The organism is Bradyrhizobium sp. 482_C4_N1_8 (genome assembly GCF_052075965.1).
In the GTDB taxonomy this organism is placed as follows: Bacteria; Pseudomonadota; Alphaproteobacteria; order Rhizobiales; family Xanthobacteraceae; genus Bradyrhizobium; species Bradyrhizobium barranii.
The window spans coordinates 1,703,034-1,725,162 of record NZ_CP197231.1 but is presented as its reverse complement, the minus strand read 5'-3'; the positions used below and the strand labels follow the sequence as shown (position 1 = coordinate 1,725,162).

Annotated in this window: 19 protein-coding genes; 8 read left to right on the top strand and 11 right to left on the bottom strand. The window is 64.8% G+C overall.

Going from position 1 to position 22,129, the window contains the following annotated elements:
* Nucleotides 1-2: 2 nt before the first annotated feature.
* Genes AB7Z56_RS08130 through AB7Z56_RS08120 form a run of 3 tightly spaced genes read right to left on the bottom strand, consistent with a single transcriptional unit; the run spans nucleotide 3 to nucleotide 3,828 of the window.
* Entirely contained in the window at nucleotides 3-1,457 is a 1,455-nt protein-coding gene (locus tag AB7Z56_RS08130; protein ID WP_063981368.1) for an MmgE/PrpD family protein, read from the bottom strand.
* Entirely contained in the window at nucleotides 1,447-2,481 is a 1,035-nt protein-coding gene (locus AB7Z56_RS08125; protein ID WP_063981367.1) for a PdxA family dehydrogenase, read from the bottom strand. Before AB7Z56_RS08125 ends, AB7Z56_RS08130 begins: the two co-directional genes overlap by 11 nt.
* An 18-nt stretch (nucleotides 2,482-2,499) precedes the next feature.
* Nucleotides 2,500-3,828, bottom strand: coding sequence for a cation:dicarboxylate symporter family transporter (locus tag AB7Z56_RS08120; RefSeq protein WP_063981366.1), 1,329 nt, complete (start codon nucleotides 3,826-3,828; stop codon nucleotides 2,500-2,502).
* Between the two features lie 136 nt (nucleotides 3,829-3,964).
* On the opposite strand from AB7Z56_RS08120, the gene AB7Z56_RS08115 reads away from it, so the two are divergent.
* Both AB7Z56_RS08115 and AB7Z56_RS08110 read left to right on the top strand, forming a co-directional pair.
* Nucleotides 3,965-4,933, top strand: coding sequence for a LysR family transcriptional regulator (locus AB7Z56_RS08115; protein ID WP_063981365.1), 969 nt, complete (start codon nucleotides 3,965-3,967; stop codon nucleotides 4,931-4,933).
* Nucleotides 4,930-6,468, top strand: coding sequence for a hypothetical protein (locus AB7Z56_RS08110; protein ID WP_063981364.1), 1,539 nt, complete (start codon nucleotides 4,930-4,932; stop codon nucleotides 6,466-6,468). Before AB7Z56_RS08115 ends, AB7Z56_RS08110 begins: the two co-directional genes overlap by 4 nt.
* Before the next feature lie 6 nt (nucleotides 6,469-6,474).
* Here the strand turns inward: AB7Z56_RS08110 and AB7Z56_RS08105 are convergent, their stop codons facing one another.
* Nucleotides 6,475-7,776: an MFS transporter gene (locus tag AB7Z56_RS08105; RefSeq protein ID WP_063981363.1), complete on the bottom strand. Its 1,302-nt coding sequence runs from the start codon at nucleotides 7,774-7,776 to the stop codon at nucleotides 6,475-6,477.
* A 371-nt stretch (nucleotides 7,777-8,147) separates the two neighbouring features.
* Here AB7Z56_RS08105 and AB7Z56_RS08100 point away from each other — a divergent pair, with 371 nt between their 5' ends.
* From AB7Z56_RS08100 to AB7Z56_RS08090, 3 genes are read left to right on the top strand one after another with little or no spacing between them, the layout of a single operon-like run.
* Nucleotides 8,148-9,362 (top strand): ABC transporter substrate-binding protein, encoded by a 1,215-nt coding sequence (locus AB7Z56_RS08100; RefSeq protein ID WP_441256181.1) that lies wholly within the window; start codon nucleotides 8,148-8,150, stop codon nucleotides 9,360-9,362.
* 7 nt (nucleotides 9,363-9,369) lie between these two features.
* Nucleotides 9,370-11,103, top strand: a complete 1,734-nt coding sequence (locus tag AB7Z56_RS08095; RefSeq protein WP_063981361.1) for an FAD-dependent oxidoreductase — start codon at nucleotides 9,370-9,372, stop codon at nucleotides 11,101-11,103.
* Nucleotides 11,104-11,122: 19 nt separating this feature from the next.
* Complete coding sequence (locus AB7Z56_RS08090) at nucleotides 11,123-11,917, top strand: IclR family transcriptional regulator (RefSeq protein ID WP_063981360.1); 795 nt, start codon at nucleotides 11,123-11,125, stop codon at nucleotides 11,915-11,917.
* A gap of 6 nt (nucleotides 11,918-11,923) precedes the next feature.
* On the opposite strand, the gene AB7Z56_RS08085 is transcribed toward AB7Z56_RS08090, so the two are convergent.
* Together AB7Z56_RS08085 and AB7Z56_RS08080 are read right to left on the bottom strand one after the other, a co-directional pair.
* Nucleotides 11,924-14,074, bottom strand: coding sequence for an ADP-ribosylglycohydrolase family protein (locus AB7Z56_RS08085; protein ID WP_354233150.1), 2,151 nt, complete (start codon nucleotides 14,072-14,074; stop codon nucleotides 11,924-11,926).
* 36 nt (nucleotides 14,075-14,110) lie between these two features.
* Nucleotides 14,111-15,166: a LacI family DNA-binding transcriptional regulator gene (locus tag AB7Z56_RS08080; RefSeq protein ID WP_063981358.1), complete on the bottom strand. Its 1,056-nt coding sequence runs from the start codon at nucleotides 15,164-15,166 to the stop codon at nucleotides 14,111-14,113.
* Nucleotides 15,167-15,243: 77 nt separating this feature from the next.
* Between AB7Z56_RS08080 and AB7Z56_RS08075 the strand changes: the two genes are divergently transcribed.
* Genes AB7Z56_RS08075 through AB7Z56_RS08065 form a run of 3 tightly spaced genes read left to right on the top strand, consistent with a single transcriptional unit; the run spans nucleotide 15,244 to nucleotide 18,263 of the window.
* The gene (locus AB7Z56_RS08075) at nucleotides 15,244-16,584 is read left to right on the top strand and encodes an ABC transporter substrate-binding protein (protein WP_063981357.1); all 1,341 of its coding nucleotides are present in this window, start codon (nucleotides 15,244-15,246) and stop codon (nucleotides 16,582-16,584) included.
* Between the two features lie 6 nt (nucleotides 16,585-16,590).
* On the top strand, nucleotides 16,591-17,439 hold the full coding sequence (locus AB7Z56_RS08070) for a carbohydrate ABC transporter permease (protein WP_063981356.1): 849 nt from the start codon (nucleotides 16,591-16,593) through the stop codon (nucleotides 17,437-17,439).
* Nucleotides 17,436-18,263, top strand: coding sequence for a carbohydrate ABC transporter permease (locus AB7Z56_RS08065; protein WP_081369148.1), 828 nt, complete (start codon nucleotides 17,436-17,438; stop codon nucleotides 18,261-18,263). Before AB7Z56_RS08070 ends, AB7Z56_RS08065 begins: the two co-directional genes overlap by 4 nt.
* Nucleotides 18,264-18,267: 4 nt before the next feature.
* Here the strand turns inward: AB7Z56_RS08065 and AB7Z56_RS08060 are convergent, their stop codons facing one another.
* The 5 genes from AB7Z56_RS08060 to AB7Z56_RS08040 form a co-directional block, all read right to left on the bottom strand.
* Nucleotides 18,268-19,047 (bottom strand): SDR family NAD(P)-dependent oxidoreductase, encoded by a 780-nt coding sequence (locus AB7Z56_RS08060; protein ID WP_063981355.1) that lies wholly within the window; start codon nucleotides 19,045-19,047, stop codon nucleotides 18,268-18,270.
* 57 nt (nucleotides 19,048-19,104) lie between these two features.
* Nucleotides 19,105-19,695, bottom strand: a complete 591-nt coding sequence (locus tag AB7Z56_RS08055; RefSeq protein ID WP_063981354.1) for a thiamine pyrophosphate-dependent enzyme — start codon at nucleotides 19,693-19,695, stop codon at nucleotides 19,105-19,107.
* The gene (locus AB7Z56_RS08050; RefSeq protein WP_063981353.1) at nucleotides 19,695-20,237 is read right to left on the bottom strand and encodes a thiamine pyrophosphate-binding protein; all 543 of its coding nucleotides are present in this window, start codon (nucleotides 20,235-20,237) and stop codon (nucleotides 19,695-19,697) included. The genes AB7Z56_RS08055 and AB7Z56_RS08050 overlap by 1 nt, the downstream gene beginning before the upstream one ends.
* A 326-nt stretch (nucleotides 20,238-20,563) precedes the next feature.
* Nucleotides 20,564-21,268: a GntR family transcriptional regulator gene (locus AB7Z56_RS08045; protein WP_245328552.1), complete on the bottom strand. Its 705-nt coding sequence runs from the start codon at nucleotides 21,266-21,268 to the stop codon at nucleotides 20,564-20,566.
* Between the two features lie 108 nt (nucleotides 21,269-21,376).
* Entirely contained in the window at nucleotides 21,377-22,120 is a 744-nt protein-coding gene (locus tag AB7Z56_RS08040; protein WP_014492734.1) for an aspartate/glutamate racemase family protein, read from the bottom strand.
* Between the last annotated feature and the right edge of the window lie 9 nt (nucleotides 22,121-22,129).

Below are 22,129 nucleotides of genomic sequence, written 5' to 3'. Positions count from 1 at the left end.
GGTCAGGTTGCGACCGACATCCTTGCGATCTCCGCCGCGTTCGGCAAGTTCTCGACATTCCAGCAGGCGTCCATCACGCGCCGGATCGTCGCACCAGGGATGATACCCTCGGCAAGGTCCGAGAACTTGGTTTCGAGCTGCTTGTCGGTCATCGGCACCTCGACGCTGCCGATCGCATGCTCGATGTAGCGGTTGAGCTTGCGGCCGTCCTTCAGCATGATGGTGAGATCGACCTGCTCCGGCTTGATGCCTGATGTTATGACCGGGTTCACCTTGCCGCGCAGCGCGACGACGGTCGGATCGGTCACGGCCCGGTCGCTGAACTGCTTCTCGCCGCCGGCGCCCTCGACGATGGCGACCGCGACCGCGTGATAGATGCTGAACTTGCCTTCGAGGCCCGCCTTCGGCGTCTTCTTGCCGGTGAGCTCCAGCACCAGCGGATGGACCTTGAGGTCGACGCGCTCGATCTGGTCCGCAGTCACCTTGCTCTCGTTGCGGAGCTGGATCGCGGCGTCGATCGCCGGGTGCATGACGATGCCGCAGGCGAATGGCTTGTAGGTATTGAGCGCGGCCTCATAGCGTTTGCCGAGGTCGCCCAGGATCTCGTTGTAGTCCTGCTTGGTGCTGATCGTGTTGGCCCACCCGCGCTTGGCCTCGATCATGGCGTCGGACGAGGTAAAATTCTTCGAGGCCAGGATCGCCGCAAAAATGCCGCTTGATGCGGCACGGCCTGGATTGAAGCTCTTGTTCATCGAGCCGAAGGACTCGCGCAGGCCCACCGGCTGCGAGGCGGCAAGGCCGAGCGCCCATGTCATCTGCTGCTCGTTCAGCTTCAACAGCTTGCCGACGGCCGCGGCCGAGCCGAACACACCGGCGGTGCCGGTGATGTGCCAGCCGACATCGTAGTGGTTCGGATAGACCGAGTTGCCGATCCGGCACTCGGTCTCGACGCCGAGCACCAGCGCGTTCAGGAATTCCTTGCCCGATACCGGCTGCATTTCCGACAGCGCGAGAATGGCCGAGGCCACGGGACCGGCAGGATGGATGATCGTCTTCAGGTGGGTGTCGTCATAGTCGAAGATATGGCTCGACACACCGTTGATGAAGGCCGCGTTCATGATGTCGAACCGCTCGCGCCGCCCGAACAGCGAGGCCTGCTGCGGCCCGGAGAACGGACCGAGCGCGGAGACCGCGATATCGACCGTCTCGTGATGCGATCCGCCAATGGCGACGCCGACCCAGTTCAGCAGCGTGCGCACGCCTTCCTTGCGTACATTGGCCGGCAGGTCGTCATAACTCGCGGTCACGAGATAATGCGCCAGCGCACGCGTCACCTCCTTGGGTGGCGCTGCTGCGGGAGCTGCGGTGGGTGCCTGCGCGAATGCCGCGTTGGCGCCGACGGTTGCAAGCGGCAGCGCGGCCGCCGCCTGGAGCAGGGTCCTGCGATCAGTTTGCATGGGCAGCCTCCTTGACCTTGATCGATACCAGTTGCGCTGCAAGGCGGACCGCGCTTTCGAGCGCGCCGGTCTTGGCGACGCCCGTGCCGACGATGTCGAACGCGGTGCCATGCGATGGCGTGGTGAAGACGGTCTCGAGACCCGCGGTGACGGTGACGCCGCGGTTGAAGCCGCGCAGCTTGGTCGCGATCTGGCCCTGGTCGTGATACATCGCGACTACGCTGTCGAATTCGCCGGCGAAGGCGCGGATATAGACGGTGTCGGCGGGATAAGGCCCGGTGCAGGCGATGCCGGTCTTCGCGGCGGCCTCGACCGTCGGGCGGATCATCTCGATCTCGTCGCGGCCGAACAGGCCATTCTCGCCGGCATGCGGATTGAGGGCGGCGACCGCGATGCGCGGCTTGGCGACGCCGGCCTTGCGCATCATGCGGTCGACCAGTTCGATCGAGTCGGTGATGCTCGCCGGATTGATGCCGTCGAGCGCCTCGCGCAGCGACTGATGCCCGGTCACGCGCGACATCCATTGCCCGTCGAGCACGTTCATCTCGGAGAAATAGGTCTTATGCCCGAGCAGGCTTGCGAACATCTTGTGCTCGTCGGGGAACTTCCATCCGCCGTCGAACATCGCGCGCTTGTTGAGCGGCGCAAACGTGATCGCGTCGACCTCGCCCGCCTTGGCGAAATCGATCGCACGCGACAGCGTCTCGCCGGTCAGCCGGCCCGATTCCGCGCTGGCCTTGCCGATCGGGAATTTGCCGGGATCGGTGTTGCCGAGGTCGACGAGCTGCACGGCGCCGCGGCCCCAGTTGGCCGCCTTGGGCGAGGCAATCCGCTCGACCTTCAGCTTCACGCCGGCATGCGCCATGCCCATCTCGAGCACGCGGGCATCGCCGACGACGACGAGACGGGCCGCATCCGCGAGCCGGTCATCGGACAGAATGCGCGCGACCTGTTCGGGGCCGATGCCAGTGCAATCGCCGGGGGTGAGCGCGATGACGGGCAGTTCTTTGGTGCTGGTAGCCATGATAGAAACCTTGAGTCCTTACTTCACTTCTTGGATTTGAGCGGCGGACTGAGCCCAGTCCTCGCGGTTGAATTCCCCATCCCATTTCGCGACCACGACGGCGGCGACGGCATTGCCGATGGTGTTGGTGATGGCGCGCGCCAGCGACATGAAGCGGTCGATGCCGAGCAGCAGCGCCAGTCCCTCCGCCGGCAACCCCGCGGCGATCACCGTCGCGGCGAGTGCGGCGAAAGCGCCGCCGGTAACGCCCGCGGCGCCTTTGCTGGTGAACAGCATCACCACGAACAGGCTCAATTGCTGGCCGGCCGACAATTCGATGCCGTAGACCTGGGCGACGAACATCGTGGAGAGCGGCAGCGTCAGCGCGACACCATCGAGATTGAAGGAATAGCCGGAGGGAATGACGAGGCCAGCGACTGCCCGCCCCACACCCGCCCTCGGCAGCTTCTCCATCATGCCGGGGATGGCAGTCTCCGACGAGGAGGTGCCGAGCACGACGAGCAGCTCGTTGCGCAAGAGGCGCAACAGGTCCATCAGGCGGATACCGGCGAGACGGCAGATCACGTTGAGAATGACGAAGATGAAGAACGCCATCATCGCCCAGGCGGTGCCGACCAATAGCGCCAGCGCATAGAGCGTGGCGGCGCCGAACTTCGCCACGGTGAAAGCCATGGCACCAAAGGCGCCGATCGGCGCCAAGGCCACCACGACATGCACGACGCTGAAGACGAGTTCGGTGATCCGCTCAAGGCCCGTCCGCAGCGGCGCTGCCTTTTCGCCGAGCAGCAGCAAGCCGATACCGCACAGAAGCGCGAGCACGAGAACCTGGAGCACGTCGCCGGCCGCGAACGCGCCGACAAAACTCTCCGGGATCATGTGCTGGATGTAGGCTGACAACGACCCGACATGGGCCTGCGAATAGCGCGCGACGGTCTCCGCCTGCTGCGCCGTGGCATGCGCCACGCCCGCGCCGGGCTGCACCCAGCGCACCACCACAAAACTGATCAACAGGCAGACGGTCGTCACCGCCTCGAAATAGGCAAAGGCCTTGAGGCCGATGCGGCCCACCGCCTTCATGTCGCCGACCTGCGCGATGCCGGTGACCACCACCAGGAAGATCAGCGGCGCGATCGTCATCTTGATCAGCGAGATGAAGGCATCGCCGAGCGGCTTGAATTCGACGGCGACGGTCGGAAGCAGGAATCCGAACAGTGCGCCGAGCGCGGCGCCGGCGACGACGAGGACATATTGCTCGCGCCAGAGCGGCTTGCGGCGGCGTTCGGAAACCGGGCGCGACATCGGCTCAGTCGATATGGGCTCAGACAGCGGCGTTGCGGCGATCTGCAATTTGCTTCCTCCAACGGCATCGTCGCGCCATGCGAAGGTGGCGCTTTGTTCTTGTCTTGCGATGCCGTTTACATTGGACCAGCGGCGTGTCAGGCGCTAATGCCGTATCGGTATGATTTGAGGACAAAACCGCATCATGGACCTGGTCTGGCTGGAGGATTTCCTTGCCATCGCTGAGGAAGGCGGGTTCTCGCGCGCCGCCCAGCGACGGCATGTGACCCAGCCGGCGCTGAGCCGCCGCATCAGGTCGCTCGAGGAGTGGCTGGGCACGCCGCTGTTCGAACGTTCGACCCACACGATCACGCTGACGCCGGCCGGCGAGAGTTTTCGCCCCGTCGCGGAGGACGTGCTGCGCCGGGTCCTGGTCGGACGCGAGGAAGCGCTCGAAGTGGCGCGGCTGAAGGCCGAGACCATCACCTTTGCCGCCACGCATTCACTGTCGCAGACCTTCTTTCCGGAATGGATTCGCAACTCCGACAGCGCGCGGGCCGACTCGGCCGTGCAGCTCGTCGCTTCGAATTTCGCCGGCTGCGAGAAGCTACTTCTGGACGCGCAGGCGCATTTCATGCTGGCGCACTACCATCCGACGCTGGTGAGCCGGCTCGACATGGACCGCTTCCAGCGCGTCGATCTCGCGACCGACGTGCTGATCCCGATCAGCGCGCCGGCTGCAAAACCGGGCCGCGGTGGACGCAGCAGCAAAAAGGCACAGCCTCGTTACGCGCTGCCCGGCGCATCGGGCGCGCCGCTGCCCTATCTCGCCTATCACCCCGGCTCGGGCGTGGGGCGGCTCGTCACCTCGTTCCTGGCCGCGAAGGATTCGACGGCGTGGTTAGCGCCCGGCTTCGCCGCGCCGGTCATGCTGCTGGTCGACATGGCGCGCGAAGGGCGCGGCGTGACGTGGGCTCCGATGAGCCTCGTCCGCGCCGATCTCGACAGCGGCCGCCTGTTGCGCGCCGGCGGTGCGGATTGGGACATTCCGATCAGCGTCTCGCTGTTCCGCACGCGGGCCCGCATGACCCGGGCGGCCGAGAATTTCTGGAATTCGGTGCGCAAGGGCCGGCCGGGAGGGAAATCCATCGCCGCTGCGCCGCGGACCAGATGACCGTGTCGCGGATCAAGTCGGCCTTCGGGCTGCTTCGGCCGCAGATGCTGCTGATGAGCCTGCTCGCTGCCACAACGTTAGACGCGGCGCACGCCGGCGGCGCCTCCATCGCACCCGCCGAGCTGAAGGCGATCGGGACGATCGATGCGCGCTTTCAATCCTACAATATCGAAATGGTGGAGGTGACCGGCGGCCGGTTCTGGAAACCTTATCCGCAAACAATGCGCACGCTCGATGAGCGGGATCGTTACGGCGAGAGGCCGCCGATCAATCTTGCCAATGCGCGGCTGCGCAAGCTCGCCGCCGCTTTGGCGCCGGCCTATCTGCGCGTGAGCGGCACCTGGGCCAATGCGACGTTCTTTGCCGACACGAACCATGCGCCGGCCAAGCCCCCGCCGGGATTCAATGACGTGCTCAGCCGCAACCGATGGCGCGACGTCATCGACTTTGCGCGCGCAGTCGACGCGGAGATCGTCACGTCCTTCGCGATCAGTCCGGGCAGCCGCGATGCGGATGGCGCGTGGAAGACCGATCAGGCGCAGCGCCTGATCGACACGACGCGTTCGCTGGGTGGCCACATCGCGGCGGTGGAATTCATGAACGAGCCGACGCTTGCGGCGACGAACGGCGCGCCGCCGGGATATGATGCGGCCGCCTATGGCCGGGACTTCAGGATCTTTCGCGAATGGATGCAACGCGCGGCGCCCGAGACGCTGATCGTCGGTCCGGGTTCAACCGGCGACGCGCCGTCGCCATCCGGGTCGGGCATCACCACGCGCGATCTGCTCGCCGCATCCGCCCCCGGCATCGATCGCTTCTCCTATCATCACTACAACACGCTCTCGCCGCGCTGCGGCGGCCGCGACGATCCGGCGCAGACGCTCTCCTCGGACTGGCTGGCACGCACCGACGCGACGTTCGCGACCTACCGCGCCCTGCGCGACGCATTCGAGCCGGGCAAGCCGATCTGGCTGACGGAGACGGCAAACGCCGCCTGCGGCGGCAATCCATCGGACAAGACGTTTCTCGACACCTTTCGCTATCTCGACCAGCACGGACGCCTCGCAAGGGCCGGCGTCCAGGTGGTGATGCACAACACGCTGGCTGCCAGCGACTACGGCCTGCTCGACGAGGGAACGTTTCGTCCGCGGCCGAACTACTGGGCTGCGCTGCTCTGGCATCGGCTGATGGGAACGATCGTGCTCGACGCGAACCCGGTCGCCGCGCCAGATCTCCATCTCTACGCGCATTGCCATCCGGGCATGCGGGGCGCCGTGTCCGTGCTCGCAATCAACGCATCGCGGCATGCATCATCGACCCTGACGCTGTCACACCCCGCCGAGCGTTACACGATACATGCGAGGCGGCTGCAAGACGCGACAGTTCAGCTGAACGGCAAGACGCTCGCGCTGAGTGCCGACGACGAACTGCCCCGACTTGAGCCGCGCGCAACACCTGCGGGAGCGATCCGGCTGGTGCCGGCGACCGTCACCTTCCTGGCGTTTCCGGACGCAGCAAACCCCGCCTGCCGGTGACCGCGCCTACGACTTCAGCGCGTCGCGCGCCGTCTCCGGCGCCATCAGCGTCGCGATGATCGTGATGACCGACAGCGCGATGATGTAGACCGACACCGGCCAGTAGGCGCCGGCCCATGCGAGGAGCGCGGTCGCAATCAGCGGCGAGAAGCCGCCGCTGAGCGCGGCCGCGACGTTGGCGCCGAGCGATGCGCCGCTGTAGCGCACCTGGGTGCGGAACAGTTCCGGCATGAACGCCGCCTTCGGCCCGAACAGCAGCGCGTGCGTCAGCGTCATCGTGACGACGAGCGCGAACGTGATCAGCGCCGGCTCCCTGGTGTCGAGGAACCAGAACAGCGGAAACGCCAGCGCCACCGAGAACACCCCGCCGGCGAGATACAGCGCCCTGCGGCCGAAGATATCGGAGAGCCAGCCGGCGAGCGGCAGCGTCGCGAACTCGACGAGCGCGGCATAGACCACCGCGTTCAGGATCACCTGGCGAGGCAGGCCGAGTTTCGTCGTCGCGTAGACCACGGTGAAGACGGTGAGGAGATAGGCGAGCCCGACCTCCGACACCGTGATGCCGATCGCGAGCAGAAAACTGCGCCAGTCGCGGCGCAGCACCTCCAGCACCGGCTGCGCCAGCACTTCCTTGCGCTCGACGACTTCCTTGAAATGCGGCGTTTCCGCGAGCTTGAGCCGCACGATGAAGCCGACGCCGACGAGCAGGATGCTGATCAGGAACGGCACGCGCCAGCCCCAACTCAAAAAGTCGGCCTCGGGCAGTTGCGTCATCAGGGCGAAGATACCGGTCGAAGCGGCGACGCCGACCGGAAAGCCGATCTGCACCAGACTGCCGTAGAAGCCGCGCCGATCACCGGCGTGCTCGATCACCATCACGACCGCGCCGCTCCATTCGCCCCCGAGCCCAATGCCCTGGACGAAGCGCAGGATGATGAGCAGGATCGGCGCCCAGACGCCGATCTGGCTGTAAGTCGGCAGGCAGCCGATCAGGAAGGTGCCGAGCCCCATCGCGATCATGGTCGCGACCAGCATGGTCTTGCGGCCGAGCCGGTCGCCGTAATGCCCGATGATCGCGCCGCCGATCGGACGCGCCACGAAGCCGACCGCATAGGTCGAGAACGCCACCAGCGTTCCGACGAAGGGATCGAAGCTCGGAAAGAACAGCTTGTTGAAGACCAGCGCAGCTGCCGTGCCGTAGATCAGGAAATCGTACCACTCGATCGCGGTGCCGAGCGCGCTTGCCCACACCACATGCGCCGTCGTCGATCTCTCCGCGGCCGCGGAGACCCCCGTTGCTGCCGTCATGCCCTGCCCCAAAGATTCCTGACGGCATCATGGCCAATCGCGATGGCGGTTGCAACCTGCGGAGGTGTGATCTCTGTGCGAGATTACGATGCGAGATTTTTGCGCGTCGCTGCTCCCGCACTCCGTCATTGCGAGGAGCTCTTGCGACGAAGCAATCCAGGCTGCCTCCGCGGAGAAAGTCTGGATTGCTTCGCTGCGCTCGCAATGACGGGTGTGGCGGCAGTTGCGCGCACGCCTCCGGCAATGTCTCCCGGGCGACCATGGAACTCATCGCCCCCATTATTCGCCATTGACAAACTCATTCGCCAATATCTAATTTACCCCCCACAATAACCAGCCGCGCCAAGCGGCCAATAAGAGAGGGATCGACGATGAGAGGGCTTTTGGCCTGCACCTTGCTCGCGGCCATGACTTCGGCTGCCATGACCACGGCGGCGCGCGCGCAAGTCTCCGACGACGCGGTGCGGATCGGCGTGCTGACGGATCTGTCGAGCTGGGGCCGTGACAACAGCGGGCCGGGGTCGGTCGAGGCGGCCAAGATGGCGGTCGAGGAGTTCGGGCCGACCGTGCTCGGCAAGCCGATCGAGATCATCAGCGCCGACCACCAGATGAAGACCGATGTCGGTGTGCAGATCGTGCGCGGCTGGTTCGACAACGGCAAGGTCGACGCCGTCGTCGACATCCCCAACTCCGGCATCGCGATCGCCGTGCACAACATGGTGCGCGAACGCAACAAGATCGCGCTGCTCTCCGGCCCCGGGGCGAGCTCACTGACCGACGAGCTGTGCAGCCCGAACACCGTGCACTTCACCTACGATACCTACGCGCTGTCCAAGGTGACGGCCTCCGCCGTGATCAAGGAAGGCGGCAAGTCCTGGTACTTCATCACCGCGGACTATGCCTTCGGCCAGCAGCTCGAAAAGGACGCCACGCGGTTCATCAACGAGATGGGCGGCAAGGTGCTGGGCGGCGTGAAGCATCCGACCAACACAGCCGACTTCTCCTCCTTTGCGCTCCAGGCGCAGAGTTCGAAGGCCGACGTGGTGGCGTTCGCCAATGCCGGCCAGGACACCGACAACGCCATCAAGCAGTCCGGCGAGTTCGGCCTGGTGCAGGGCGGCCAGAAGCTGGTCGGTCTCCTGATGTTCGACACCGACGTGCATGCGGTCGGCCTGAAGGCCGCGCAGGGCACCTACATGACAACGGCGTCCTACTGGAACATGGACGAGGCGACCCGCGCCTGGTCGAAGAAATTCTACGGGCGCACCAAGGTGATGCCGACCATGATCCAGACCGGCGTCTACGGTTCGGTGCTGCATTATCTGAAGGGCATCAAGGCCGCCGGCACCGACGATCCCGCCAAGGTGATGGCCAAGATGCGCGAGCTGCCGATCGAGGATACCTTCGTCCATGGCGGCAAATTGCGCGAGGACGGCCGCGTGATCCGCGACATGTATCTCGCCAAGGTGAAATCGCCCGAGCAGTCCAAGGAGCCGTGGGACTATCTGGAGATCGTCAAGACCGTGAAGGGCGAGGACGCCTTCCGCCCGGTCTCCGAATCCAAATGTCCGCTGCTGAAGAAATGAGGCCCGCATGACCGGCAACGAGCGCAACGCAATTGAGACTTACGAGTGCGATGTGCTCGTGGCCGGATCGGGGGCCTCCGGCATGTCGGCCGCGATCACCGCGGGTTATCGCGGCCTCGACGTGCTGATCGTCGAGAAGGAGCCGCGCTTCGGCGGCACCACCGCCCGCTCCGGCGGCTGGCTCTGGATCCCCGGTACGTCGCTGGCGAAGGCCTACGGCATCGAGGAGGCGCCGGAGCAGGCCCGCACGTACTTGCGCCATGAGGCCGGCAACAACTTCGATGCCGCGCGGGTCGATGCATTCCTGAGTGCGGGTCCGGAGGCGGTCGATTTCTTCACCACCAAGACCGCGCTGCGCTTCGACATGCCGCTGGTGTTTCCCGACTATCACGCCGAAGCGCCGGGCGGCGCGCAGGGCGGCCGCTCCATGGTGACGCGCCCGTTCGACGGCCGCGAGCTCGGTAACCAGATCAAGACGCTGGGTATGCCGCTTCCCGAGCTGACCGTGTTCGGCATGATGCTCGGCTCCGGCAAGGAGATCATCCATTTCATGCGGGTGACGAAGTCGCTGACCTCGGCGGTATACGTCGCCAAGCGCCTGTCACGGCACCTGATGGACGTGCTGCGCTATGGCCGCGGCATGACCTTGACCAACGGCAACGCGCTGGCCGGTCGCCTCGCGAAATCCGCACAGGATCTGAAGATTCCGATGTGGCTGTCCTCGCCGGTGCGCGAGCTGACGGTCGAGAACGGCGCGGTCACGGGTGCCATTGTGACTCGCGAAGGACGCGAGATCCGCATTCGCGCGCGCCAAGGCGTCGTTCTCGCTTGCGGCGGCTTCCCCCATGACGTCGCCCGGCGCAAAAAAATGTTTCCGCATGCGCCGACCGGCAACGAGCACTATTCGCCGGGCCCCACCGGCAACACCGGCGACGGCCTGCGCCTTGCAGAAAGCGCCGGCGGTCACGTCGAGGATCGTCTGCCGAACGCGGCGGCCTGGGTGCCGGTGTCGGTGACCAAACGCAAGGATGGTTCGAGCGGCGTGATGCCGCATTTCATCGACCGCGCCAAACCCGGCGTGATCGCGGTGATGCGGGACGGCAAGCGCTTTGCCAATGAGGGCAATTCCTATCACGACTTCGTCCAGGCCATGATCAAGGCCGCCAAGCCCGGCGAGGAGATCGCCGCATATCTCGTCTGCGATCACCCGACGCTGCGCAAATACGGCCTCGGCTGCGTGCCGCCGTTCCCGATGCCGCTCGGTCATCACCTCGATACCGGCTATCTCATGCGCGGCGACACGCTGGAGGCGCTCGCGGCAAAGGCCGGCATCGATGCGACGGCGTTCACCGAGACGGTCAGGCAGTTCAACGCGACTGCGCCGCAAGGGCACGACGCCGCCTTCGGCAAAGGTTCAAAAGCCTATAACCGCTACCAGGGCGACGCCATGCACGGCCCCAATCCCTGCATCGCGCCGATCGAGAATGGCCCGTTCTACGCCATCAAGATGGTGGTCGGCGATCTCGGCACCTATGCCGGCATCGTCACCGACGAGAACGCGCGGGCGCTCGATGCCGAGGGACGGGTGATTCCCGGACTCTATGCCGCCGGCAACGACATGGCGAGCATCATGGGCGGCAACTATCCGGGCGCCGGCATCACGCTTGGGCCGGCGCTGACCTTCGGCTACATTGCCGGCCGTCATCTCGCCGACAGCGCCGCCAAGCGCAACGCGGCGTAAGCCACGCGCCAGGAGACGCATGAAGAGAGAAAGCCGCGGCATCCAGTCGATCGAGGTCGGCGGAGAATTGCTTCGTGCGCTCGCGAGATGCGGCGAACCGATGATGCTGCGCGATCTCGCGCGCGAGGCCGGCATGACGCCGGCCAAGGCGCATCCCTATCTCGCCAGCTTCTCCCGCATCGGGCTGATCGAGCAGGACGAGACCACCGGCCGCTACGAGATCGGCGCGCTGGCGCTGGAGCTCGGCCTGATCAGCCTGCGCCGGCTCTCCGGCGTGCGGATCGCGCGTCCGAAGATCGCAGCGCTCGCAAGTCAGATCGGACATGCGGTCTCGCTGGCGGTCTGGGGCACGCACGGTCCGACCGTGGTGCAGCTGGAGGAGCCCGGTCAGCCCGTTCACATCGTGATGCGCGCCGGCTCGGTGATGGCGCTATTGGAAACGGCTACAGGCCGGGCGTTCGCTGCCTTCCTGCCGGAGAAGACGATCAACGCTGCGCTCGAAAGCGGCCTCGACCGCCACGGCGTCGGGTACAATCCGAAGCGCGCCGTGAAGGGCGCGAAGGTCGCCGAGATGCTCACGGAGGTCCGAAAACACGGACTCGCCCGCGCGCTCGGCGATCCCCTTCCCGGCGTCAACGCATTCTCGGCGCCGGTGTTCGACCATTCCGGCCATGTCGCGCTGGTGATCACCGCGATGGGGCCGGAAGGCACGTTTGATGCGCGCTGGGACAGCCCGATCGCCCATGCCCTGCGCGACTGCGCCGGCGGGATCTCGAAGCGGCTCGGCTACGGGATGACCATCGCGGCGGAGTGAGGCCTGTTAGGCCGGCGACACGCGCACCTCCTCCGCGGAGATCGATCCGCTGTCGACGACGAGCGCGACGGCGCCGCTGGTCAATGGGAGATCGCCCGTGTCCTGAACGCTGAAGAGTTTTTTACCATCGACATGGGCTTCGATGTCGGTTCCGGCCACGCGCAGCTCAATCCGATATCTCCGGTCGGGCTGCCAGTCGAAGCGTTCGCTGGCGAGCACAAGTTCGTCATGCACGCGCTTGACCAAACGGACGCGGCCGCCCTCGGCACGGTCGAACATCAGAGCGTAATAGCGCTCGCGTCCCTGCACCCGCGCCGCGAGGCCCCAGGCGTTCGCCAGCAGCGGCATGATCTCGGACGTTACGCGATAATCCTTCCAGTCGCGCGTACCTTGCGCGATGAAGCCGAGCCCGTCGCCATTGGTAACGCGCAGGCCCTCCCAGCGGGTCTGGAACTGGCTGACATTGTTGACCCAGGCGTGCTTCCACATCGTGCTCAGATTGTTGTCCGGCCGCTTCAGCACGGTGTCAGGCGCGCCACCCCAGGTCAGATAGTCGAGATAGAGCGTGCCATCGACGCCGAGCGGATCGCGCGTTTCGATCTCCACCCCGATCTCGAAGATCGGATAGGCATGGGTCTCCGGCACCTCCCAGCTCAGCACGGCGTGACAGCCGCCGGTCAGCTCATGCGCATCGCCGTAGATCTGGATCAGCTCATCGTGCTCGTCATAGATGCTGGAAAACAGTCGCACCGCCACGGTGCCGCTATCCGCTTCCGATTCAATCCGGCACTCCACCCGTTGCCCCGAATACAGCGTCGGACAGGCCACAAGCTGGTAGGTCGGCATCGTAAACACCTCCTTGTCGAAGAAGGTGGGGCTCGCAACGCGTGCCACGCGTCCGGGCGCCAGACGGCGGAAGTCGATCGCCAGACTCCGCTCCCCAGTGCGGCTGTGGCCGGCGACATTGCTGAGCTCGACCTCGTGGAGCCGTGCGGGCGAGCCGCCCTTCACGTGGAAGCCCTGCAGGCTGCCCGGAAAGTTGAAGTTGAAGCGCGCGCCGTCCTTGGCGACCGCCAGCGCCGGCGCACCGGCGAGCGCAAGCCCGGCCGCGACCAGCGACTGCGTCTCGATCACGGCGTCGGAGATCGCAGCGCCACCATCGGCCGTCGAGATGTACATGCGGTCGGCGATGGGGGTGCGGAAGTCCGGCCCGGCGTCGAGGCCGGCAAGTCCGGTGCGGATGCCGAACAGGCAGCCGACATTGCCGGCATTGCAATCGGTATCCCAGCCGGCCGTGTTGGCGATGCGCATCGCCTCCTGAAAGCTGTTCCCGCCGTAGAGCGTCGCCAGAATGATCAGCGCGTGGTTGGGCACGACATGGCAATTGCCGAGGAATTTGTCGTAGCCGTAACGTTCGGCGATCAGCGCACGGGTCCGTTCCCAGTCGTCGCCGTTGTCGCCGGCGTGCCATTCCCGGACGTCGTTGACGACGCGCCGGATCAGCGCGTCCTTCGGCACGAAGCCGAGCCCGACATCGATCAGCTTCTGCACGTCGTGCTCGACGAAGGCCAGCGCCTCCATCGCCGCGAGCAGTTTTGCGGCATGCACGGATTCACCATCATGGCTCACGCGCCCGGCCTGCTCGGCCAGATAAGCGGCCTGCTCGGGATTACCCGGGCTCACCATCGCCCAGCCGTCGATGAAGATTTGCGCACCGATCTGCTCGGCTACGGTCGTGCCGTTCAGCGCGATCGAGCCGCTCTGCGGCGCCGGGATACCGGACTTCAGCCGCAGATAGGCGGTGTGCTCGGTGGAATTGCCGATGCCACCCCACCATAGGATGGCGCGCTCCTCGACGATGTAGTTCAGCCAGGCTTGCCCGATCTGCTTCGAGGTGAGACGCTTCGGATAGCCATTGTCGGCAAGCGCGCGGGGAAACGCAAAAGTGCCGGAGACGTCGTCGTCGGTAACGACGAGATGATGGGATCGCAACGCGACGTCACGACGCTCGTTGACATAGTAGTTGATCGGCCCGAGCTCCTTCATGATGCGCTCATAGGTCCAGCCCTCGAAGGGCCGGCCGAGGTAGACACCGATGAGCTTGCCAAGCACGCCGGCATAGACCCGCTCCACGTAGTCATGAGGAATAGCTGTCACGAGTTCACTCCCATATCCAATTTCTTGGCTCGCGGGTCAGACCGACGAGCGCTTCATGATCTCGAATTTCAATTCATGGCTCCGGCCCGGCGCCGCGAGCCCGCCCGGTTGCAACCGCTTGACCAGCGTCTCCGCCGCAAGCGCGCCGAGGTCGAACTCCGGTTGCCGCACCGTGGTGAGCCCGAGCAGCTTTGCGACCGGGATATCGTCGAAGCCAGCGATTGCAATGTCGCTGGGGATCGAGAGCCCGGAAGCACGCGCCGCCTCCATCGCACCGAGCGCCAGCACGTCGCTCGCGCCGAACACGGCGGTCGGGCGATCGCCCTTTCTTTCGAGCAGCCGCTTCATCGCACGCGCGCCGGATTCCTCGGAATAGGCGCTGTCGGTAATGAAATCAGGCGCAAGTCCCGCTTCCCGCATCACCGCGCCGTAACCCTGCGCGCGCCGCTGGCTCGGGCCGAACTCGGCCTGGATCATCGCGATGCGCCGGTGCCCGCGCGCGATCAGAAGCCGCGTCATTTCCGCGGCCGCTTCGGCATTGTCGATATAGACGCTGTCGATCGCGAGCGGTCCGTCCGGCTTGTGCTGGCTCTCCAGCCGCACCAGCGGGATGCCCTTACGCGCGAGCACGGCGAGCTGGGGCGCCCGCAGATGAAAGAACGTTGCGACGACGCCATCGGCCCGTCCCTGGAGGAGCCAGTCGATGGCGCGGGCCTCGCCTTCCGGCCGCCCGTCGGTGTCGAAGATCAGGACGTCATAGCCAGCCGGCGCCGCGACCGTCTGCAATCCCCGGACGAGGCCTGGATAGAACGGATTGGTGATATCTGGAATGACACAGGCAAACGTCATGGTCCGCGCGCTGCGCAGCATCCGCGCCGGATGGTTCGGCTGGTAACCCAGCTCCTGTGCGACCTGAAGAATGCGCGTGCGCGTCGCAGGCGGAACGGACGGCGTCTCCGTCTTATTCAGGACAAGCGACACCGCGGCCTGCGAAACACCGGCCGCGAGCGCGATATCCTTCTGCGTGGGGCGGGCTGGCGCCTGCTTGTCGCGCCCCTTCCCCCGCTTCGTCCTCGTTGTTGACGTCGCCATTTGGCTTAGTTATACGTATTACTAAGGGAAAATCAACAATCACCGCCAATGACCTGAGGAAACCGAGGTTCATCGCCATGACCATGACCCGACGCCAGCTTGTTGCCGCCATCCCCGCTGCCGCGCTTGCCGTTAGCTTGCCGCGCGACGTTCGCGCCGAGGACGGGCGCAAGGTCGTGACGTTCTGGTTCGGCCAGGCGAATTCGGACGGCCAGGCCGCGCTGCGCAACGATTTGGTCGAGGCGTTCAACGCCTCGCAGGACAAATATCTGCTCCAGCTCGAGGTGAAGGGCGCCGCCGTAAACAACCTCCTGAAGGTCGCACTCGTCGCCGGTAACGGCCCGGACATCGTGCAGACAGCGGGTCCCGCCTATCTCACCGCGATCGCGAATGCCGGCCAGGTGCTGCCGCTCGACGATTTCGCCGAGAAGTACAAGTGGAAGGATCGCTTCCTGGCGCCGCTGCTCAACACCAGCGTCTACGGCGGCAAGCTCTACGCGCTGCCGCGCGACTACGAGTCGATGCACCTGTTCTATAACAAAGAGCTGTTCAAGCAGAACGGCTGGAAGCAGCCGACCAACCGGCAGGAGATGGAAGCGATCGCAGACGCAGCGCTCGCCAAAGGCATCATCCCCTTCGGCGCCGGCAATGCCGACTGGAAGGGCGTGAACGAGTGGCTGATGACGGTGTTCTTCAACAACGTCGCTGGCCCCGACAACGTGCGCAAGGCACTTGCCGGCGAACTGCCCTGGACCGCGCCGCCGTTCGTCGAGGCGGTCGAACTGTCAAAGGCGTGGTACAACAAGGGCTATTTCGGCAAGAACTATTTCTCGCTGACCATCGAGCAGAGCTTCCTCCAGGTCGTCAACGCCAAGGCGGCGATGGCGTTCAGCGGCACCTGGTCGTTCGGCACCAAATCCTACGGCATGTCGAAGCCCGATACCGTGATGGACGTCATGCCGACGCCGACCCTCGGCTCGGCCTTCACGGGATCACTGGTCCATCTCGCCTGCGGCGCGACGCTGTCGATCGCCAAGAACTCGCAGAATGCGGAAGGCGCAGCCGCGGTGTTCGAGTTCATGCTGACGCGCAAGTTCTACGAGACCATGAACCGCGACTGGCCCGGCAAATGGGCACTCCCGGTCAAGGACCTGCCGCCGGACATGCTCCAGGGCATCGGCTATCCCCTATTCGAGAAGACGATCGCGAATCTGCACGAAGCGTTCAGCAAGGGGCAGTACGGCTTCACCACCTGGACGTTCTGGCCCGGCGCCACCAACTCCTATCTGATCGAAGGCATCGAGCAGGTCTGGCTCAACAAGATCACGCCGGACGCTTACCTCACGCGGATGCAGACGCTCTTCAGCCAGGAAGCAAAGGAAGGCAAGGTGCCGCCGCTGCCGCCGCGGACGGCCTGACGCACGATGTGGCTCTTCGCGCTTCCAGCGCTCCTGATTAACGTCTGCATCATCCTGGTTCCCGCCGTGCTGACATTCACGGCGGCGTTCTTCATGTGGGACGGTGTCGGAAAGCCGGCGTGGGCGGGACTGACCAACTTCCAGAACATGTTCGCCGATCCCGTGTTCTGGTCGGCGCTGACAAATAACTTCATCTGGACGGCGATCTTCCTCACCGTGCCGGTCTGCCTCGCGCTCGTGATGGCAGCGGCGCTGCTGATGGCGCCGAAGGCGCGCATCGTGGTCCAGTCCATCATCTTCCTGCCGCGCATCATCGCTGTCGCAGTCACGGGCCGCATCTTTCAGGGCATGATCTTCAGCCCCGCGACCGGCGTCGTCGCCTGGTTGAACGAGCACGGCTTTTCGATCTCCGATCCCCTCGCCGATCCCGACCGCTCGCTCTATGCTGTCGCCGCGGTCGACATCTGGCACTGGTGGGGATTTCTCGCGGTCGTGTTCCTGTCGGCGATGCGGCAGATCAGCATCGACCAGATCGAAGCCGCGCGGCTCGACGGAGCCGGCTTCTTTGCTTTGTTCCGCTACGTTCTGATCCCGGGCATCCGCCCGACCCTGACCTTGATGCTGATTCTGACCGTGATCTGGTCGTTCCAGGTCTTCGAATTCATCTTCATTGTCACCCGCGGCGGCCCCGCCTATGGCAGCGAGGTGCTGGCAACATTTGCCTACCGCCACGCCTTCTTCGAAGGCGACGTCGGCCAGGCTGCAGCCGCCGCCTGCGTCATGAGCCTGTTCGGCCTGTGTGCCACCGCCGTCTATCTCTGGCTCCAGATCACCGACGACGCGCAATCGACATGATCGGGGATCGCTGGAGCAGGACATTCAGCCTCGGGCTGATCGGTATCGCATCGTTCAGCTCGCTGCTGCCGATCGTGCTCGCCGTGATGAACGCACTGAAGACGACGGTCGAGATCGGCAGCAATCCGCTCGCGCTGCCGACCCAGTTGCACTGGGAGAATTTTTCCTCCGCCTGGCGCAACGCCCAACTCGGCCCGAGCCTGCTGCACAGTGCCGAAGTCGCGATCCTGACCATTCTGATGGTGTGCGTCACCGCGACGCCCTGCGCCTATGTGCTGGCGCGGCAGAAGGGGAAATTCTGGCGCTTCATCACCTTTTACTTCATGGCCACGATCACCGTGCCCGTGCAGCTCTATCTCTACCCGCTCTACTTCATCTTCGCGAAGCTCGGGCTGGTCAATTCGATCCCCGCGGTGGCACTGATCTACACGGCGATGTTCTCGCCGTTTGCGATTTTCCTCTTGCGGACATACGCGCTCGCGATTCCCGTCGCGCTCGAGGAAGCAGCTCAAGTTGACGGCGCAAAGCCGTGGCAGACCTTCTGGTACGTGATCCTGCCGATGATGCGGCCCGGGCTGCTCACGGTCGCCATCATCGTCGGGCTGAACGCCTGGAACGAGTTCGTCATCGCCGTGACGTTCCTGCAGAACGACAGCAACGTCACCGCGATCGTGCGCTTCTACAATCTGACCGGCCAGTATTCGACCGACTGGGGCGAGATGCTGGCCGCAGCCGTCACCATCGTGCTGCCGATCGTTGCGATCTTCGTGCTGCTGCAGCGTCAGTTCATCGACGGCATGACGTCGGGCGCGGTGAAGTCTTGAAGCCCTACTTATCCTTCACCGGCACCGTGTAGTTCAGGATCAACCGCCCGCCATCCGGATAGATCGTCTGCCCGGTGATGTAAGACGCGTCATCACTCGCAAGGAACGCCACGACGGAAGCCACCTCGCTCGGCTCGCCGCCACGTCCGGCCGGCGTGCGTGACATCACCGTCTTGCGGGCATCCTCCGAGGTGTAGATGGAAGACGCCACCATGTCGGTCAAAATCGTGCCCGGCCCGACCGCGACGACGCGGATGTTGTGCGGGGCGAGCGCGACGGCGGCGACCGAGGTCAGCTGCTTCATACCGCCCTTGGAGATGGCGTAGGTCGCAAGCGTCGGGATCGCAAGCAGTGCGTTCACCGAGGACATGTTGATGATGACCCCGCCGCCGCCCTGCGCGATCATCTGCTTGGCCGCGGCCTGCACGCCGAAGAACGCGCCCTTCAGGTTGATGCCGATGATTTCGTCGAATTCCTCTTCCGAAATCTCCAGGATGTCGCGGTTGCGGGCGACGCCGGCATTGTTGACCATGATGTCGAGCCGGCCGAATTCCCTGACCGCGGTCGCGACCGCGCGATCGACGTCCGCACGCCGCGCGACGTGACATGGCACGGCATACAATTCCTTGGGCTTGCCCAGCTCGTTGACCGTCTTCTCGAGCTCATCCGTATCGACGTCCGAGATGACGACCTTGACGCCGTCGTCGAGGAACCGCTTTGCGCACGCCTTGCCGATGCCGCGCGCCGCGCCGGTGATGACGGCGACCTTGCCGGATAGTTTCATGGGTCTCACTCCAGGATAGCTGCTTGGGCAGCGAGCTATCCCGGAGAAGGCCCCGGTTCAAGCCGCCGCGAAGCCGAGATGAGCACGGAACCGGTTCTTGATAAAGACGGCATCGCGCGAGGGCAGCGAGCGCGGCGGATTTTCCGCCAGAACCTTGACGACAAAAAGCCGCGGGCCATCGGCCGGCTCGGCGATCTGCGCGGTGAGGCGTTGTACCTCCTCGAGCGTCCGCACGGTTCCGGTTGCGGCAAAGCCGCAGGCGGCGGCAATTGCCGTGAGATCGACGCCGCGGCCGGTGTGGCTCGCCTGCATGCCGGTCTCGCCAAAATGCTGATTGTCGATCACGACGATGTCGAGATTGCGCGGACGCGCGACGCCGATGGTGGCGATGCCGCCGAGACCCATCAACTGCTCGCCATCGCCCGTCAACGCAAGGACGCGCTTGCCCGGCTGCGCCTGCGCGAGCCCAAGCCCGATCAACGCGGCACCACCCATTGCGCCCCAGAGATAAAAATTGCCGTCGTGATCCCCCACGGAATGCAGGTCGTAGGTGGGCGAGCCGAGACCGGAGACGACCAGCGCGTCCTTGCGGTCTTTCAGGAGCGCGGCGACAGCGGCGCGACGATCGAGTTGAGCTTGCATCGGCATCACCACTTCTTCTTGCCGATCAGGCGCTGCCCGATCAGAACCGCGATCTGCTGATCGGACTCGTAGGCGAGCGATGCCGCCGATTCGACGGTCTCGACCAGATCTTCCGCCGTCTCCGCGCGCATCACCTTCAGGCCGATCGCCTCCAGCGAGGGCTGCGTCGCTCGGCTCATCGGCACCTGCCAGGGATTGAACTCGGCCCATTCACCGCGCATCGTCACCAGCATCAGCAGGGGAAAGCGGCCGATCGCCGACAGCGACAGCATGTTGATGCAATTGCCGACGCCGCTCGACTGCATCAGCAGCACGCTGCGCTGCCCGCCGAGCCAGGCGCCGGCGGCGATCGCAATACCCTCCTCCTCGGTCGTCAGCACGTTGGTGGTGACGTCGCGGTCGGCCGAGAACATGCGGATGAGCTGGCTATGGCCGGCATCGGGAACGTAGGACATTTGCCTGACGTCGGCGGCTTTGAGGATACGATAGAGCTCGGACGGCCAGTCGTCGCTGCTGCGCGTTTCAGGATTCGGTTGAGGGCTGTGCACCGCGAGGTCTCCGTGAAATTCGAGCGGACCCTAGCGAATAGTCCGCGCGAAAGCTCTGACCGTCTGGCACGATCAGGTATTGAAGGATTGTATAGCTGCCTTTTCCGTTGTCGCCTGGACCAGAGCACGATGCGCATGACTGCGCCCTCTCCCCTTGCGGGAGAGGGCATCACCGCAGGAAGATACAAACTCATTGGGGTGAGGGGTATCTCTCGGCGCATTCATATGCATCGATATGCGCGGAGAGATACCCCTCATCCGGCGCTTCGCGCCACCTTCTCCCACAAGGGGAGAAGGGAAGAGACACTGTCGCTTGGACTAGCGACTCAATTCGCCGCGGACCTTGCCGCAGCCGGCATGTAGATCTGCGCGTAGCCTTCCTTGATCGCCGAGGTGATGCGATCTAATCGGCGGTCGATGTGCTTCTCCAGCACCGAGACGCAGGCCTCTTCGTCGCGCGCCTTCAGTCCTTCGACGACCGCGCGGTGCTCGGCCTGGGTGTTGGAACGGTTGATGCTGTCCATGTCGATCCAGCGGACGAAGCGGATGCGGGCGTTGACGTTGCGGAGCACGCGCAGCATCTCGGCATTGTTCGACATCGCCATCAGCCGCTCGTGAAAGGTCTCGTCGAGCTCGACCAGCTCCACCGAGGAGCGCTCGCCGGGATCGGGACCGGTGGCTTCGAGGAATTTCAGCAGCGCGTCGATGTCCTCGTCCTTGGCGCGCTTGATGGCGAGGCGGACCGAGGCGACCTCGATCGACTTGCGCAGCTCGTAGAGATCGAAGATCTCGTGCGCGTCGAGCTCGCGGCAGAAAAAACCCTTGCCCGGCGTGAAGCGCAGGAAGCCTTCGGTGTTGAGACGGTTGAGCGCTTCGCGCAGCGGCGTGCGGCTGACGCCGAGGCGTTTTGCCAGCTCGCCCTCGTTGAGCCGTTCGCCCGGCTTGAACTCATAGCTCACGGCCATCGCCTTGAGCTGTTCATAGACGCGATCGACGATACTATCGGAAGCCAGTTCCACGTTGCTCTTCATAAGCTGCATTCATGCCCGAACACAGCCCAATATACCGGGGCTGTATGGACGATTGCAATCCAAACAGCTGCCTAGCACATCTTGTGCAGAGCTTTGCGACAGCCGGACTCAGGCAAACGCGCGCGGGCGCAGTCCAGCATGAAACCAGGTGATCATGGAATAGATGTCGTAGACCGGCAGTCCAACTTCGGCCTGCAGAGCTGCCGCATAAGGCGGCATGTTGGTGCATTCGAGCACGATGGCGCCGACATCCGGATTTTTCGCGACCAGCTCCTTGCCCGCCTCGACCACGTCACGCTCGGCCTGGGCCACATCCATGTCGTCCTTCTCGGCCTTGATCAGGACGCGAAAAAATTCCTTGCCGTGCTCGGTGCCGACCAGTGGCGTATCGAGCGGCACGCCGGCGCCTTCGAGATGGGCCGGCGTCAAGGTCGAGCCCGAGACCGTGACGAGGCCGACACGCTTGCCTGGGGGCAAGGTCGCCTGCACCCACGGCACCTGCATCAGCGACGAGGTCGCAACGGGAACGCCGACGGCGGCCGCGATCTCCTTCTGAAACAGCGAGAGGAAGCCGCAATTGGTGGTGATGGCTTCCGCGCCCAGCCGGACGAGGTCCTTCGCCGCATCGATGAAGTCAGGCAGCAGGCCGGCGGCGCCCTTCAGCACCACCTTCTCCGGCGACGCGCCGCTCACCACCCGATAGAGCACGGGGAACGGCCAGGTCGTGCCGTTGCCCATGTCGCCGGGAATGCGGGGAAAGCGCGCTTCCAGCATCAAGATGCCGAGCGGCGCGCCATAGATGGCCTTGCCGCCGCGGGCGATGCGAGAGGACGAGTTGGCTGGATAGGTCATGTTGCGTTC

What these genes read in the sequence shown, in the direction of transcription:
- AB7Z56_RS08045 (WP_245328552.1), bottom strand. Translation starts at nt 21,268, where the DNA reads ATGAAGAGCAACGTGGAACTGGCTTCCGATAGTATCGTCGATCGCGTC.
- AB7Z56_RS08055 (WP_063981354.1), bottom strand. Translation starts at nt 19,695, where the DNA reads ATGCCGATGCAAGCTCAACTCGATCGTCGCGCCGCTGTCGCCGCGCTC.
- AB7Z56_RS08095 (WP_063981361.1), top strand. Translation starts at nt 9,370, where the DNA reads ATGACCGGCAACGAGCGCAACGCAATTGAGACTTACGAGTGCGATGTG.
- AB7Z56_RS08115 (WP_063981365.1), top strand. Translation starts at nt 3,965, where the DNA reads ATGGACCTGGTCTGGCTGGAGGATTTCCTTGCCATCGCTGAGGAAGGC.
- AB7Z56_RS08060 (WP_063981355.1), bottom strand. Translation starts at nt 19,047, where the DNA reads ATGAAACTATCCGGCAAGGTCGCCGTCATCACCGGCGCGGCGCGCGGC.
- AB7Z56_RS08100 (WP_441256181.1), top strand. Translation starts at nt 8,148, where the DNA reads ATGAGAGGGCTTTTGGCCTGCACCTTGCTCGCGGCCATGACTTCGGCT.
- AB7Z56_RS08105 (WP_063981363.1), bottom strand. Translation starts at nt 7,776, where the DNA reads ATGACGGCAGCAACGGGGGTCTCCGCGGCCGCGGAGAGATCGACGACG.
- AB7Z56_RS08090 (WP_063981360.1), top strand. Translation starts at nt 11,123, where the DNA reads ATGAAGAGAGAAAGCCGCGGCATCCAGTCGATCGAGGTCGGCGGAGAA.
- AB7Z56_RS08125 (WP_063981367.1), bottom strand. Translation starts at nt 2,481, where the DNA reads ATGGCTACCAGCACCAAAGAACTGCCCGTCATCGCGCTCACCCCCGGC.
- AB7Z56_RS08075 (WP_063981357.1), top strand. Translation starts at nt 15,244, where the DNA reads ATGACCATGACCCGACGCCAGCTTGTTGCCGCCATCCCCGCTGCCGCG.
- AB7Z56_RS08040 (WP_014492734.1), bottom strand. Translation starts at nt 22,120, where the DNA reads ATGACCTATCCAGCCAACTCGTCCTCTCGCATCGCCCGCGGCGGCAAG.
- AB7Z56_RS08070 (WP_063981356.1), top strand. Translation starts at nt 16,591, where the DNA reads ATGTGGCTCTTCGCGCTTCCAGCGCTCCTGATTAACGTCTGCATCATC.
- AB7Z56_RS08130 (WP_063981368.1), bottom strand. Translation starts at nt 1,457, where the DNA reads ATGCAAACTGATCGCAGGACCCTGCTCCAGGCGGCGGCCGCGCTGCCG.
- AB7Z56_RS08065 (WP_081369148.1), top strand. Translation starts at nt 17,436, where the DNA reads ATGATCGGGGATCGCTGGAGCAGGACATTCAGCCTCGGGCTGATCGGT.
- AB7Z56_RS08110 (WP_063981364.1), top strand. Translation starts at nt 4,930, where the DNA reads ATGACCGTGTCGCGGATCAAGTCGGCCTTCGGGCTGCTTCGGCCGCAG.
- AB7Z56_RS08080 (WP_063981358.1), bottom strand. Translation starts at nt 15,166, where the DNA reads ATGGCGACGTCAACAACGAGGACGAAGCGGGGGAAGGGGCGCGACAAG.